Below are 424 nucleotides of genomic sequence, written 5' to 3' on the forward strand. Positions count from 1 at the left end.
TGCTAATTGTGTATCAATTTTAGTATCTAATTTGATATATGCCTTAGCAATTTTTGAGTTACCCATATCAATAATAACTTTTGCACGTCTAAGTGCTGTAATCGCTTCTTCAATAATTGCAAACATTGCTTCAGTCTCTTTATCTTGTGCAATCTCTTTAGGGAATGAAGTAATCATTAATGAAGACGCACCATCTTCTAAAGATGTTCCTGATAATTTGTGATATAAGTAATCAGAAATAAATGGCATAAATGGAGATACTAATTTAAGTGTCTCTTTGAAAATAGCGCCAAGCTCAGAAATAGACTCTTTACTAGCTTTAGAGTACTCAATACCCCAATCACAGAATTCTGTCCATACAAATTTATATAAAATAGATGCTGCTTCATTGAATTTAAATGTTTCAAGTGCTTCTCTTACATCT

General features: G+C 31.4%; 1 protein-coding gene. It reads right to left on the reverse strand.

Going from position 1 to position 424, the window contains the following annotated elements; translation table 11 throughout:
• Positions 1-424, reverse strand: a 424-nt coding sequence (locus CRV02_RS14540; protein WP_164969032.1) for a class I tRNA ligase family protein, incomplete at both ends; no start/stop codon positions are given.

The sequence above is a fragment of the Arcobacter sp. CECT 8989 genome (assembly GCF_004116715.1).
In the GTDB taxonomy this organism is placed as follows: Bacteria; Campylobacterota; Campylobacteria; order Campylobacterales; family Arcobacteraceae; genus Halarcobacter.